This is a genomic window from Ruegeria sp. BJ3 (assembly GCF_056535665.1).
The window spans coordinates 403,672-416,117 of sequence record NZ_JBQFIT010000002.1; the positions used below are offsets into that span (position 1 = coordinate 403,672).

Here is a 12,446-nt window from a genome sequence, read left to right on the forward strand (position 1 = left end):
GATCAAAGCCGCAACCCGTCCTCTCCGAACGTCAGTGCATTGGCCGGATCATAGTCGATGCCGACCTGTGTCCCCGGGGACACCTGATGCTGACCAAAGGCCCGAACGGTAAAAGGCTTTTCGGTACCGATATCGACCAACACGTTGGTATCTGCGCCAAGGTTTTCCACGTGAACGACTGTGCCCGAAAGCGGACCCGACTGCCCAAGGCGAGCGTATTCAGGGCGAATGCCGATGAGTTGCCGGCCAGATCCACCGACCCGATCGGCGGGCACGAAATTCATCGCCGGAGACCCGATGAACTCGGCCACGAACCGGTTGGCGGGGTTGTTGTACAGCTCCATCGGGCTGCCGATCTGTTCGACTCGGCCGTCCCGCAACACGACGATCTTGTCCGCCAAAGTCATCGCCTCGGTCTGGTCGTGGGTCACGTAGATCATGCTGGCGTCGATCTGGCGGTGCAGGTTTGCGATTTCGACCCGGGTGTTCAGGCGCAACGCGGCATCCAGATTGGACAATGGCTCGTCAAAAAGGAAAAGCTTCGGGTTCCGCACGATCGCGCGGCCGATCGCGACGCGCTGGCGTTGACCGCCGGACAACTCTGCCGGGCGACGTTCAAGATAGGGATCCAGTGACAACATGCGGCTGGCTTCGGTGATGCGGCGCGCGATTTCGTCCTTGGGATGACCGGCCTGCTTCAAGCCCAGTTCCATGTTCCCCCGAACAGTCAGATGCGGATACAGCGCATAAGACTGGAACACCATTGCGATGCCGCGCTTGGCCGGTGGGACCTCGTTGACGGTCTGGCCATCGATTTCCACCGTTCCCGAGGTCGCCTCTTCAAGCCCCGCGATCACGCGCAACAGGGTGGACTTGCCGCAACCCGAGGGGCCAACAAAGACCACGAATTCGTTTTCCTCGACGGTCAGGTCGATGTTTTTCAGCACGTTTACCTGTCCGAAGGACTTGCACACATTGGTCAGTTTCAGGGCGGTCACGTCACGTCTCCTTCAGGTCGACCGGCTGGCCGGATCGAATGCTTTGGTCGGCGGCAAGGCAGATCCGCAGGGATTGCACCGCGTCATTCATGTGGCGGGTCAGGTCGATGTCCTGCGCGATGGCTCGCAGCATGTAGGCTTGTTCGGCGTCGCACAGTTCCTGGTGGCCGGGTTCGCCATCCATCTCGATCAGGGTGTCGCCGCTGGCTTTGTGCACAAGAATGCCGCCCACCTTCGTGTGGCCGTCCACATCATCGGATGCGCCCTTGTTGCCTTCGGTAATGGAAACCGCGCCATTGGGTGAAACGATGTCCTTCACGAAGAACGCCGTTTCGGACATCATAGGACCCCAACCGGCCTCGTACCAACCAACCGAGCCATCTTCGAACACCACTTGGAACTGGCCGTAATTGTACATGTCGGGTGCGATTTCGTCCGACAGTCGCAGGCCCATGCCGTTGACCCGAACCGGCCGGGCATCGGTAATCTGGCACATGACGTCGACGTAATGCACACCGCAGTCCACGATGGGTGAGGTGGTTTGCATCAGCGCCTTGTGCGTCTCCCATGTCGGGCCGTCGGACTGCTGGTTCAGGTTCAGGCGAAAGACATAGGGGCCGCCCAGGTCACGCGCCTCGGATATCAACCGCATCCACGAGGGGTGATGCCGAAGGATGTAACCAACCACCAGCTTTCGGTTGGCGTCAGTGGCCTTCTCGACGACACGGCGTGCGTCTGCGACCGTGGTGGCCAGGGGTTTCTCGACAAATACATGCGCACCGGCGTCCATTGCGGCACAGGCATAGTCGGCATGGCTGTCGGAATAGGTGGCAATCACGGCCAGATCAGGGTTGGTGTCTGCAAGCGCCGTATGGAAATCGGTGAAGACCGGATACCCCTGCAAATCCGGGTGATCCACTGTCCCGGATCGGTTCACCAGACCCACGATCTGGGCGTCGGGATGGTGATGATGCGCCAGCGCATGGCTGAGGCCCATGTTGCCCAAACCTGCGATCAGAACCCGGATCATTTGACCGCCCCCGAAGTGATCCCGCGGATCAGTTGCCGCGAGAAGATGACATACAGAACCATGACCGGCAGGATCGCCATGCTGAGTGCCGAAAGCACCGCGTTCCAGTCGGTGACGAACTGACCGATGAAGACCTGGCTACCGAGGGTCAGGGTCTTGGTCTCTTCGGCCGGGGCCAGGATCAGCGGGAACCACAGGTCGTTCCAGATCGGGATCATGTTGAACACCGCCACGGTCGCCATCGCCGGACGCACCAGCGGCAGAACAAGGCGGAAGAAGATGGTGTATTCGCTCAGCCCGTCGATGCGGCCTGCATTCTTGAGGTCGTCGCTGACTTGGCGCATGAACTCGGACAGGATGAATACGGCCAGCGGCAGGCCCTGTGCGGTGTAGACGAGGATCAGCGCCATCAGCGTGTTGACCAGCCCGGTCGCCACCATCATGTCCAGGATCGCAACCGTGCCGATGCGGATCGGAATCATGATACCCAATGCAAGGTACAGGCCCATCAGCGTGTTGCCCTTGAACCGGTATTCGCTGAGCGCAAAAGCCGCCATTGCGCCGAACAGCAGGATCAGGAACAGCGACACGACGGTGACAATCATCGAATTCTGGAAATACAGGAAGAAGTCGCCCTGTTTCATCACCGTCTGGTATCCGATCATCGAGAACGAGTCGGCATCGGGCAGGGCCAGCGGTTCACGGAAGATCGCCTTGCGCGACTTGAAGCTGTTGATCACGATCACGAAGACCGGAAACAGGGCGATCAGCGTATAGAGGATCAGCGCGCCATGCATGGCAGCGATGTTGAAGGGGTTTCTGCGGGCTTTGTTCATGCTCTTCGGGCCCCTCAGAACTGATACCGGCGGATGCGGGTCTGGATCAGGAACAGATAGATGCAGACCCCTGTCAGGATGATGGCGAACATGCCCGTTGCGATGGCCGATCCCATGTGCGGATCACCGAGTTGCAATTGGAACCCGAAGAAGGTCCGGTACATGAACGTGCCAAGGATGTCGGTCGAGAAATCCGGCCCCGCCAGAGCGCCCTGGGATGCGTAGATCAGATCGAACGCATTGAAATTGCCGACAAATGTCAGGATCGAGATGATGCCGATAGAAGGCAGGATCAGCGGCAGCTTGATCTTCCAGAAGGCGGACATGCCGGTGACGCCTTCGACTTCGGCAGCCTCGAGGATCTCTTCGGGGATCGACAGCAGGGCGGCATAGATCAACATCATCGGAATGCCCACGAACTGCCAGACCGAAATCAGGGCCAGCGTGGTCAGCGCGTATTCTTCTTTGCCGAGCCAAGGCGCGAACAGAGATTTGAGTCCCACCGCGGCCAGCATATCGGGGGCGATGCCCCAGATCGGCGACAGGATCAGCTTCCAGGCGAAGCCAACGATCACGAAGGACAGGATCGTCGGGATGAAGATGGCCGATCGATAAAACGCAGCAAAGCGCAGGCGTGGGTGGCTGAGGATTGCCGCCAGTGCGATCCCGATCGGATTCTGCACCAGCATGTGAATGAAGAAGAACCAGAAATTGTTGCCCAGTGCGTTCCAGAACGCATCCGACCAAATCGGGTCGCCGAACAGGGTGCGGAAGTTGTCCAGGCCTACGAAAACACGGGCCTGATCGACCTCGGTGTACAGTGCCAGCCGCAGCGTGTTGAACAGCGGAAAGACCATGACGGCCGAGTAGACCAGCACTGCGGGTGCCAGAAACACCACGATGTGCCATTTGATCCGGCGATTGCCCATGTTGTTCCTCGAAAGCTCAGGGTGGCTCTGGCCGCCTGGCCAGAGCCGATTGTGTCACGATAGACGGGTTACTGGTGCGGGGCGTACCAGCTGGCCAACCCGTCCTGCAGGCGCTTGCCGGCGTCCTCTGGCGATTCCTCACCCTTGATCACCTGAGCCGATGCGTTCCAGGTCTCGTTCTCAAGGTTGGGCGTTCCACGCGACAGGATCTGATAGGTGGACCGGATGGTCGAGTTGCACTCGTTCCGCCAGCTGACGAATTCCTGTGCCAATGGGTCCTCCATCGCCACATCGAAGCTGGAGAGAGAGAAGAAGCCGGGCAGGGCGTTTGCATAGATCTGCGCGAATTCCTCGGACCCGACCCAGTTCAGGAAGGTGCGTGCCGCATCGGCGTTGGGCGACGCCGCGTTCAGACCAATGGCGATGTCGGTGTGATCCGAGATATAGCACTCGTCCCCGGCATTCTGGACTGGCGGCTTGAAAGCGCCCATCTCGAAATCGGCCAGGTTGTTGAAGCCGCTGATCTCCCAGCTGCCGGCCGGATAGATGGCGGCGCGGCCCAGCGTGAACAGGTTCTGGCTGTCGGGATAGGTCTGCGCTTCGAACCCGTCGCCCAGATAGGCACCCCATTTGGCCAGCTGGCGGTAGGGGGCGACCCACGGCTCGTCCGTCAGTTTCTGAGAACCTTCGATCAGGGCGAGGCGACCTTCTTCGCCCTTCCAATAGTTCGGCCCGATGTTGTTGTAACCCATGGTGGCCGCTTCCCACTGGTCATTGGTGCCCATGGCCATGGGGATATAGGTGCCGTCTTCCTTGATCTTGTCCAGAACAGCAAAGAACTCGGCTTCGGTTTCCGGAACCGACAGGCCCAACTCGTCGAACGCGTCCTTGTTGTAGATGAACCCATGGATCACCGAGGCCATCGGCACGCAGAAGGTGGCCGAGCCGTCATCGGTCTGCCACGCCGATTTGGCGACGTCCGAGAAGTTCGCCATGCCTTCAAGGTCCGAAAGATCGGCCAGCTTGCCCGCCTCGTACAGGCCAAGTGAGGTGTCGAAGGGGCGGCAGGTGATCAGGTCTCCGGCCGAACCGGCATCCAGCTTGGCGTTCAGGGCGGCATTGTACTCCGCCGGGGCCGATGGGGTGAACTTGATCTTGATGTCGGGATGCTTGGCCTCAAAGGCCGGGATGATCTTTTCCTGCCACAGGGCCAGGTCGTCGTTGCGCCAGCTTTCGATGGTCAGCGTGGTTTCGGCCATTGCCGCACCGGCCAGGGCCGATGACGCCAGCAGCACGGCGGTCAGTGTGGTTGTTCTCATGATGTATTCTCCCTTTTGGTCTTCTTCTTGGTTCAAATCTGGTCCAACGCAGGGCGCAGATGGCCGCCCGATGCCGTCAGCAGTTCACTGGCCTGCGCCGGTGTTGCGGCACCGGCGGCCAAAAGTACGGCAAGCTTCAGGTTGCCTTCGGCACGATCCAGGGCATCAGCGGCGTGCTGAGGCGTGGCGCCGGTTATGTTCCGGATGATTCCTTCTGCGCGCTGACGCAGCTTGGCATTGTCGGCCACCACGTTGACCATCATGCCGTCATGCACATGGCCCAACCTGACACCCATGAGGGTCGAGAGCATGTTGAGCGCCGCCTTTTGCGCGGTTGCGGCGCCCAGTCGGGTCGATCCGGCAATGACTTCGGGCGGGGTGTTCAGGCAAATTGCGCAATCGGCGTGCTCGAACAGCAAAGCGTCGGCGTTGTTGGCAATGCAGATGGTTTTGGCGCCGCGGGACCTTGCAATTCCGGCAAAGGTCAACGGGTAAGGCGTGGTGCCGCTGGCGGATATCGCGATCACCGTGTCCGTGGGGAGGAGGTCGGCGGCTGCGATTTCGGCAGTTCGGGTGTCATCTTCGGTGTGACCCGGCATCTCTGCCCCGGTCGGTATGCCGCCGGCCATGCAGATGGCGATCGACTCTGGAGACAGGCCGAATGTCCCCGGTATCTCCGCCCCATCGGCCAAGCCCATCAGCCCGGACGACCCGGCGGCGGCATAATAGAGCCGCCCCCCGGTGCGGATGGTTTCTGCCATCAATGCCGCACCTCTTGAGATATCCTGAAGGCATGCATCCAGCCCGTTCAGTGCGGCTTTCTGCGCATCCAGCAGCAGGCGCAGAACTTCGGCGTCCGGGCGCAGGTCCAGTCCCTCGGATTCGTCGCGCAGCATTTCGGTTTGCGGCAGCATGTGCGGCGTCATGTGATTCCCCTTTGGCATCGAAGATAATACCTATATAATACCTTTTACCATTCGTTTTAAATCGCGAAATATCGACCGATAAGCATGAAAAATCACGATCTCGGCACACAAGAGGTCTTTTTTCAGACAAAGGTATCGTAAAGGTATCTATATGGATGAGTCCCTCCAATATCTCATAGCAATTGACGGTGGCGGTACGCTGCCGGTTTGCCATGGTCGGCCCCACCGGGCGGCATGATCTGATTCTGGGAAGCGCCAATGTCTATTCCGATCGTGCGGCGGCTATCTCAACGCTGAATGCCGGGCTGCGGGCTCTGGCCGAGCGTGCTGCGATGCCCGAAGCGGCTTTGACCGGGATTCCGATCTACGCAGGGCTGGCTGGCGTGACCGACGCGGACACCGGTGCTGAAATCGCACGGCACCTGCCATCGCGCATTGTGCAAGTCGAGGATGACCGTCGCTCGGCCGTGGTTGGGGCGTTGGGTCCGGTCGATGGATGTTTGATCGGGATCGGCACAGGATCGTTCCTGGCCCGGCAAAGTGATGGCGAAATCCGGTTGCTTGGCGGTTACGGGGCGCTCATCGGTGATGATGCGTCCGGATATTGGCTGGGAAAGCAGTTGCTGCGGCGGGTGTTGCTTGCAGCGGACGGAATAATCCCCGACAGCGCGCTGACGCGGTCCATACGCAGACGTTTTGACGATGACCCGATGCAGATCGTGCGATTTGCGGGGCAGGCGCGGCCGGCCGAAATCGCAGACTTCGCGCCCGAAATCATTGCGGCGGCTCAAAAAGGCGATGTGGTGGCCGTGGCCCTGATGCGCGAGGGCGCCGACTATGTCGCTGCAGGGCTTCAGGCCCTTGGTCGCGATGATGCCGAGCCGGTCTGTGCAGTGGGCGGTGTGGCATCGCATTACATCGCCTATCTTTCCGCCGAGGTGCAGAGCGCGGTGATCGAACCGGCGGGCACCGCCCTTGACGGGGCGCTGCTCGCCGCACAGCTGGCCGAGCGCGCCAGATTGGGGGCAGCATGACCGCCGAAACGATCGAAACCTTCCTCAGGACCGGTGACTGGATGCAGCAGGCCGTGGGGCCTCGGTACGTTCGGCTGCGCAAGCGGATCGAAGAGGGCATCGAGAATGGTCTGCTGGCGGAAAGTGCACCGCTCCCGGCCGAACGCGAGATCGCAAACCTTACGGGCCTTTCCCGCGTCACCGTGCGCCGGGCGATGCAGGATCTGGTAGATCGGGGAATCGTCATTCAGCGCCAGGGCTCGGGCAGTTTTGTGGCCGACGGAACGCCTCGGGTCGAGCAATCCCTGTCACGGCTGACCTCGTTCACCGAGGACATGAACCGACGCGGTCTTGAATCCACAAGCGAGTGGCTTGAGCGCGGTGTTCACACTCCGTCGCCCGAGGTGATGGCGCTGGCCCTGTCCTCGGGCGAAGCGGTCGCGCGCATCTCGCGCCTGCGTATGGCCAACGATCGGCCCATGGCGATCGAACGGGCCTCGCTGCCAATCGACATTCTGCCGCGCCCGCAGGAGGTCGAAGCCTCGTTGTACGAAGTCTTGGAGCGGGATGGAAACCGGCCCGTACGGGCGCTGCAGCGGATATCGGCGATCAATCTGGACAGCGCCGACGCAGGCTTGCTGGGGGTCGAACCCGGTGCGGCCGGGCTGCGCATCGTTCGAACATCATACCTGTCCAACCGGCGGGTCGTTGAATTCACTCGGTCGATCTATCGCGGCGACGCCTATGATTTTGTCGCCGAGTTGCGGTTGGCCAACAGCTAGGACACATCATGCAACAGCAGATCACCCGGATGCGCCGGGAAATGATGAAATCCCCGTGGCCGTAGAGCGGCTTCTGAGCCGGGGTCAGGCAGATATTGAGGCGGTCGCCTCGGTTGCCCGCGAACTGGACCCGACATTTGTCGTGACGGTCGCACGCGGGTCTTCCGATCACGTCTGCACCTATCTCAAATACGCCTCGGAAATCCTGTTGGGTGTGCCGGTGGCCTCGGTCGGGCCGTCGATCGGATCGATCTACGACTCGGTTCTGCGCATGCGCCAGGCGATGTGCCTGTCGGTGTCGCAATCCGGCAAAAGCCCCGACATCGTGGCCATGGCCCGCAATGCCCGACGCGACGGCGCATTGACAGTAGCGTTGACCAACGACGCGGCTTCACCGTTGGCCGAAGTCAGCGATCACGCCATAGACATACAGGCGGGCCCCGAACTGAGTGTTGCGGCAACCAAGACCTTCGTCACATCGGCGGTGGCCGGCTTGTGGCTGTTGGCAGAGTGGGGGCAGGATGCGGCGCTGCTGGCGGCGTTGCGCGACCTGCCCGAGCAGCTGGATCAGGCGGCCCGGATCGATTGGCCCGAAGTGCGTGACGCTATCGGTGCTCACCCGTCGCTGTTCACGCTTGGCCGAGGTCAGGCACTGGCCGTATCGAACGAAGCTGCGCTGAAATTCAAGGAGACCTGCCAGCTGCACGCTGAAAGCTATTCCTCGGCCGAGGTTCTGCACGGGCCGGTGTCCATCGTCGAGGACGGTTTTCCGGTACTCAGCTTTGCAGCGGCAGATGCGGCGGAGCCTGCGTTGGCGGAGGTGGCCGACGCAATCAGCGCCAAGGGTGCCCGTGTCTTTGCAACCACGGACAGGGTTACTGCCGCGACGCGCATTCCGCATGTCCGCACGGGGCATGCTCTGACCGACCCGCTGAGCCTGATCGTCTCCTTCTACGCGATGGTCGAGGCCTTTGCCGCTTCGCGCGGGATCGACCCGGACGCACCGCGGCATCTGAACAAGGTGACGGAAACCGTATGACCAGCGAACTGCAGGCTCTGGCGGGCGCGGACATTCTGACCCCTGCAGGTATCCTGCAGGATCATGCCCTTCTGTTCGCGGAAGGGCGTATCGAGGGCGTGACGCTTGTCTCGGATATTCCTGGCACAGCGAGGGTGTCGCGGCTGGACGGTGGCCTGCTGGTTCCGGGCTTCGTCGATCTGCAGGTGAATGGCGGCGGCGGGGCAATGCTGAACAACGCCCCCGATCTGGAAACGCTCCGCACCATGTCGCGGGCACATGCGCGTATCGGAGCAACGTCGATCTTGCCAACGCTGATCACGGATACGCCTGGGTCACGCGGCGGGCCATCGCGGCCACGATTGCCGCGGTGAACGAAGGTATTGCCGGCATTGTCGGGCTTCATCTGGAAGGCCCGCACCTGTCCCAAGCCCGCAAGGGCGCACATGATGCTGCCCTGATCCGACCGATGGCGCAGGCTGATCTGGATTTGTTGCTGGATACAGTCGCGCGGTTGCCGATTCTCAAGGTTACGGTGGCGCCGGAAAGCGTGACGGATGATCAGATACACGCCATGACCCAAGCGGGGATCGTCGTCTCGCTGGGCCATACGGATGCGAGTTTTGAAACCTGTCAGAAAGCGGCTCAGGCCGGGGCGCGTTGCGTCACACATTTGTTCAATGCTCAGAGCCAGATGGGTAACCGAGAGCCCGGCGTCGTAGGCGCGGCGCTGGCGCTTGGCGAGCTGTCTGCGGGCCTGATCGCTGATGGAATTCACGTCCACCCGGTTTCAGTGCGCAATGCCATCCGGGCAAAAAATGGGCCGGGTAGTGTCTTCCTTGTCAGCGACGCGATGGCGACCGCCGGATCGGATATCGACAGCTTCCTGCTGAACGGACGGCAGATCTTGCGCGACGGCAACCGGTTGACCCTCGCCGATGGAACGCTCGCCGGTGCGCATCTCGAGCTGTTGGACGCGGTTCGCAACGTGGTTGCATTTGCGCAACTGCCTTTGCAAGCTGCTTTCGACATGGCGACCCGGTTGCCTGCGGACTTGATCGGTAGATCGGATCTTGGCCGTTTGGCGGCCGGTGCCCGCGCCAATGTGCTGCATGTCTCCGATCATGGGCTTCTCCGGGTCTGGCAGGAAGGTCAGGCACTGGACTGACGGTGTCCACGGCGACCCATGGTCGTCTGATTTTCCTCGACATGTCGGACCCTGGGCCGTTCATGTCGGGAATCTACATTGTGCACATCTTGTATTTTTCTTAGCCTTGGTGTCGGGCGCAAGCTTCGCGCGCCCGGCAAGAGGATTGAGATGACGCCCGTGTTCAGATTTCAGGGGATCTATACCCCGGTGGTGACGCCCTATGCGGATGATTATAGCGTCGATTGGGATGCCTTGGCCGAGGTGATCGAATACCTGGTCGAGAATGGCGTGCACGGTCTGATCTCGGGCGGATCCACCGGCGAAAACTATGCCCAGACCGTCGATGAAAGGCTGGAACTGGCGCGTTTTACCCACCAACGACTGAAGGGTCGGCTGCCTTTGGTGGTCGGGACCGGCGCGATGTTGACGCCGGATTCGATCGCGTTGGCCCAAGGCGCGCGCCAGATCGGGGCCGATGCCATCCTGCTGGCCAGCCCGCCCTATTCGGTGCCGACCGACCGGGAAAACGCCCTTAATGCGCTGGCCATCGACAAGGCGGCCGATCTGCCGGTGATGCTGTACAATTATCCGCACCGCACCGGCACGATGATGGGGGCTGAGTTCCTCGACCGTGTGGGACGCAGCCGCAATTTCTGCGGCATCAAGGAAAGCTCGGGCGACATCAACCGTGTACACATGCTGGCGCGGGACTATCCGCATATCCAGCTGGGCTGCGGCATGGACGATCAGGCGCTGGAATTCTTCGCCTGGGGCGCGCCGTTCTGGGTCTGTGGCGGGTCGAATTTTCTGCCGCGCGAGCATGTGGCGCTGTATGAGACCTGCGTGCTGAAGGGCGATTTCGCCAAGGGCCGCCGGATCATGTCGGCGCTGATGCCGTTGATGCGGGTGCTCGAACAGGGCGGCAAGTTCATCCAGACCATCAAGCATGGGGTCACGATGAACGGCATCCCGGCGGCGCGGTGCGGCCGCCTCTGAAGAGGCTGAACAAGGATGACACGCGCGCTGGAACAGGTGACCCGCGTGCTGAAACGCAAGATCGCAGACATCATGGCGGAGGGCTGAGGCATGGGCTTGCTGACACGGGACGAATACGCATCCATCGCCGCCGGGCTGGACCTGCCCACCGGCGCCTTCATCGACGGCGGCTATCGCCCGGCGATATCGGGCGCGGTGTTTCCCACCGTGAACCCGGCCACCGGCGCGGAGCTGACCGAGGTCGCGGCCTGCGCCGCCGCCGATGTGGACCTGGCCGTGGAAAAGGCGCGCGAGTCCTTCGATGACGGCCGCTGGTCGCGCCTGCACCCGTCGGCGCGCAAGGATGTGTTGATCCGGCTGGCCAAGCTGATGACCCGCAATGCCCGCGAACTGGCGGTGATGGAGAGCGTCGACAGCGGCAAGACGATCCATGACTGCGAAACCGTCGATGTGCCCGAGGCGATCCACTGCCTGAAATGGCATGCCGAGGCGATCGACAAGATCTATGACCAGGTCGCGCCCGCCAGCGACCACCACATCGCGATGATCCTGCGAGAACCGATCGGGGTGGTGGGGTTGGTGCTGCCGTGGAACTTCCCCCTGCTGATGCTGGCCTGGAAGATCGGCCCGGCGCTGGCGGCCGGGTGCTCGGTTGTTGTGAAGCCGGCGACGGAAACCCCGCTGACCGCCCTGCGTCTGGCCGAACTGGCGGCCGAGGCCGGGCTGCCGCGCGGGTTCTGAACGTGGTTCCGGGTGGCGGCGCCGGGTGGGCGAACCCATCGGGCGGCATATGGATGTCGACATGGTGTCCTTCACCGGCTCGACCGTAACGGGCAAGAAATTCCTGTCCTATGCCGCCGAAAGCAACGCCAAGGAGGTGGTGCTGGAGATGGGCGGCAAGAACCCGGCCATCGTGCTGGAGGATGCCGAGAACCTCGACCGGGTTGCCGCCCATGTGGTGAACGGGGCGTTCTGGAACATGGGCGAGAATTGCTCGGCCACGTCGCGCCTGATCGTGCACCGCGCGGTCAAGGCTGACCTGCTGGAGCGCATCGCCCACCACGCCCGCCAGTGGACTGTGGGCGACCCGCTGGACCCTGCAACCCGTCTGGGCGCGCTGGTCAGCAAAGACCATTTCAACAAGGTCTGCGGTTATCTGGACAAGGCGCCGTCAGTCCTTCTGGGCGGCAAGGCCGAAAACGGGTTCGTCGAAGCAACCGTGGTCGAGCTGCCCGACAATGACGCGCCGCTGGCGCGTGAGGAAATCTTTGGGCCCGTTCTGTCGGTGATCGAGGTCGCGGGGTTCGACGAGGCCATCGCGATGGCCAATGACACGGCATATGGGCTGTGCGCATCGCTGTTCACCGCCAACGCCAAGCGCGCTCTGCGCGGCGCCCGCGCGATCCGGGCCGGGACCGTGACGGTGAACAGCTTTGGCGAGGGCGACAT

10 protein-coding genes and 3 pseudogenes are annotated in these 12,446 nt (G+C 61.9%); 7 read left to right on the top strand and 6 right to left on the bottom strand.

The window, feature by feature from the left end; genetic code table 11:
- Positions 1 to 2: 2 nt before the first annotated feature.
- From ACR3EL_RS19205 to ACR3EL_RS19230, 6 genes are all read right to left on the bottom strand, one after another.
- Entirely contained in the window at positions 3 to 998 is a 996-nt protein-coding gene (locus tag ACR3EL_RS19205) for an ABC transporter ATP-binding protein (protein WP_480722478.1), read from the bottom strand.
- Between the two features lies 1 nt (position 999).
- On the bottom strand, positions 1,000 to 2,028 hold the full coding sequence (locus ACR3EL_RS19210; protein ID WP_480722648.1) for a Gfo/Idh/MocA family protein: 1,029 nt from the start codon (positions 2,026 to 2,028) through the stop codon (positions 1,000 to 1,002).
- Positions 2,025 to 2,864 (bottom strand): carbohydrate ABC transporter permease, encoded by an 840-nt coding sequence (locus ACR3EL_RS19215; protein WP_170341791.1) that lies wholly within the window; start codon positions 2,862 to 2,864, stop codon positions 2,025 to 2,027. Before ACR3EL_RS19215 ends, ACR3EL_RS19210 begins: the two co-directional genes overlap by 4 nt.
- Before the next feature lie 14 nt (positions 2,865 to 2,878).
- On the bottom strand, positions 2,879 to 3,793 hold the full coding sequence (locus ACR3EL_RS19220; protein WP_170341793.1) for a carbohydrate ABC transporter permease: 915 nt from the start codon (positions 3,791 to 3,793) through the stop codon (positions 2,879 to 2,881).
- Positions 3,794 to 3,861: 68 nt separating this feature from the next.
- Positions 3,862 to 5,112, bottom strand: coding sequence for an ABC transporter substrate-binding protein (locus tag ACR3EL_RS19225; protein WP_170341178.1), 1,251 nt, complete (start codon positions 5,110 to 5,112; stop codon positions 3,862 to 3,864).
- 32 nt (positions 5,113 to 5,144) lie between these two features.
- Positions 5,145 to 6,038 (bottom strand): N-acetylmuramic acid 6-phosphate etherase, encoded by an 894-nt coding sequence (locus ACR3EL_RS19230; protein ID WP_254432959.1) that lies wholly within the window; start codon positions 6,036 to 6,038, stop codon positions 5,145 to 5,147.
- 188 nt (positions 6,039 to 6,226) lie between these two features.
- On the opposite strand from ACR3EL_RS19230, the gene ACR3EL_RS19235 reads away from it, so the two are divergent.
- The 7 genes and pseudogenes from ACR3EL_RS19235 to ACR3EL_RS19265 all read left to right on the top strand — a co-directional run.
- Complete coding sequence (locus ACR3EL_RS19235; RefSeq protein WP_480722651.1) at positions 6,227 to 7,072, top strand: glucosamine kinase nucleotide-binding domain-containing protein; 846 nt, start codon at positions 6,227 to 6,229, stop codon at positions 7,070 to 7,072.
- Positions 7,069 to 7,833 carry a GntR family transcriptional regulator gene (locus tag ACR3EL_RS19240; RefSeq protein ID WP_480722653.1) on the top strand — a complete coding sequence of 255 codons (765 nt, stop codon included), beginning with the start codon at positions 7,069 to 7,071 and terminating at the stop codon, positions 7,831 to 7,833. Before ACR3EL_RS19235 ends, ACR3EL_RS19240 begins: the two co-directional genes overlap by 4 nt.
- A gap of 8 nt (positions 7,834 to 7,841) precedes the next feature.
- Positions 7,842 to 8,872, top strand: a pseudogene (locus tag ACR3EL_RS19245) (SIS domain-containing protein).
- A complete protein-coding gene (locus tag ACR3EL_RS19250) occupies positions 8,869 to 9,225 on the top strand; it encodes a hypothetical protein (protein WP_480722655.1) in 357 nt (118 codons plus the stop codon). The pseudogene ACR3EL_RS19245 and the gene ACR3EL_RS19250 overlap by 4 nt, the downstream one beginning before the upstream one ends.
- A complete protein-coding gene (locus ACR3EL_RS19255) occupies positions 9,222 to 10,019 on the top strand; it encodes an N-acetylglucosamine-6-phosphate deacetylase (protein ID WP_480722657.1) in 798 nt (265 codons plus the stop codon). The genes ACR3EL_RS19250 and ACR3EL_RS19255 overlap by 4 nt, the downstream gene beginning before the upstream one ends.
- A 150-nt stretch (positions 10,020 to 10,169) precedes the next feature.
- Positions 10,170 to 11,084: pseudogene (locus ACR3EL_RS19260) on the top strand (dihydrodipicolinate synthase family protein).
- Positions 11,085 to 11,087: 3 nt separating this feature from the next.
- Positions 11,088 to 12,446, top strand: a pseudogene (locus ACR3EL_RS19265) (aldehyde dehydrogenase family protein); the annotation flags it as partial.

What these genes read in the sequence shown, in the direction of transcription:
- ACR3EL_RS19210 (WP_480722648.1), bottom strand. Translation starts at nt 2,028, where the DNA reads ATGATCCGGGTTCTGATCGCAGGTTTGGGCAACATGGGCCTCAGCCAT.
- ACR3EL_RS19215 (WP_170341791.1), bottom strand. Translation starts at nt 2,864, where the DNA reads ATGAACAAAGCCCGCAGAAACCCCTTCAACATCGCTGCCATGCATGGC.
- ACR3EL_RS19220 (WP_170341793.1), bottom strand. Translation starts at nt 3,793, where the DNA reads ATGGGCAATCGCCGGATCAAATGGCACATCGTGGTGTTTCTGGCACCC.
- ACR3EL_RS19225 (WP_170341178.1), bottom strand. Translation starts at nt 5,112, where the DNA reads ATGAGAACAACCACACTGACCGCCGTGCTGCTGGCGTCATCGGCCCTG.
- ACR3EL_RS19230 (WP_254432959.1), bottom strand. Translation starts at nt 6,038, where the DNA reads ATGACGCCGCACATGCTGCCGCAAACCGAAATGCTGCGCGACGAATCC.
- ACR3EL_RS19240 (WP_480722653.1), top strand. Translation starts at nt 7,069, where the DNA reads ATGACCGCCGAAACGATCGAAACCTTCCTCAGGACCGGTGACTGGATG.
- ACR3EL_RS19250 (WP_480722655.1), top strand. Translation starts at nt 8,869, where the DNA reads ATGACCAGCGAACTGCAGGCTCTGGCGGGCGCGGACATTCTGACCCCT.